The organism is Staphylococcus sp. HMSC055A09 (assembly GCF_001809655.1).
Classification (GTDB): Bacteria; Bacillota; Bacilli; order Staphylococcales; family Staphylococcaceae; genus Staphylococcus; species Staphylococcus capitis.
Genome location: NZ_KV798363.1, coordinates 9,958 through 11,168, shown reverse-complemented (window position 1 = coordinate 11,168; position 1,211 = coordinate 9,958). Strand labels below are relative to the sequence as shown.

Genomic DNA, 1,211 nt, shown 5'->3' with positions numbered 1-1,211 from the left:
TTCGCTTTCTGCTAACACCGCTTGGTGCCCTATTGTGACTTTTCCGGTAGTTTCGTCTAATTCAATATGTGGAACCTCTTTGTTTAGTGACCAAACTCCTCCATTTTTATTTGCAATGAATGAACTTAGTTGGCCATTTGTATCTGTATATTTTACTTCTAATTTTGTTGATTCACCTTTTGGTGTAACTTCAACATTGACGTGTTCTTCATTTGCTTCGATAGCTGGCGACTCTGGTGTTACTTCTTTTCGTGGCATATTAATTTTACTTTCTGTACTTGTATCACTATTACCTTTTGTTTCAGTAGCTACAACTTCGCTTTCTACTAACACCGCTTGGTGTCCCATTGTAAGTTTACCGGTGCTTTCATCAAGTTTTATATTAGAAATATTTTTATTAATAGTCCATCCATTGCCAACTTTAGTTGCTGTAATAGTAGCCGGTTGCCCTTTCAAATCAACATAGTGAACATCTAATCTAGTAACATCATTATGTGGTATAATTTCGACATTTGCTTCTTCTATGTTAGATCTTACCACTGGTGGTTGAGGTTTAACTTCTTTAGCAGGCATAATTGTATGTTTGACAATACTATTATCACTGTTACCATTTGACGCAGTAGCTGTAATATCACTTTCCGGTTGCACAGCCACATAACTAATTGTCACAGTTCCTGTTTGAGAATTAATTGAAATACCTGAAATGTTATTATTCAATGACCAGCTTTGATTTTTCTTAGTGGCTATTGCTGTAGCGATTTGGTCATTGACATCTAGATATTTGATAGTTATTTTGTCTGAATTAATTGAAGGAATTATACTTACACTCGCATTGTCATGATCTGATTTTAGTACAGGCCCTTCTGGAGCGACATCTTTACGTGGCATTGTCACTTTACTTTCTGGACTCGAGTCGCTATTTCCTTTTGTTTCAGTTGTTATAACTTCACTTTCTGCTTGTACTGCTTGATAGCCTATTGTTACTTTTCCGGTTGCTTCATCTACCTCTATGTGCGGAACAATTTTATTTAATGACCAAACTTCTCCATTTTTACTTACGATAATGGTATCACTTTGCCCCTCTGTATTAGTATAATTAATCACTAATTTTGTTGATTCATCTTTCGGTGTTACCTCTACATTGACTTGCTCTTCGTTTGCTTCGATTGTTGGAGAATGCGGTGTTGTCTCTTTACGTGGCATAGTCACTT

Annotated in this window: 1 pseudogene; it reads right to left on the bottom strand. The window is 36.1% G+C overall.

From position 1 onward, the window contains the following. Positions 1–1,211, bottom strand: a pseudogene (locus HMPREF2642_RS03275) (YSIRK signal domain/LPXTG anchor domain surface protein); the annotation flags it as partial.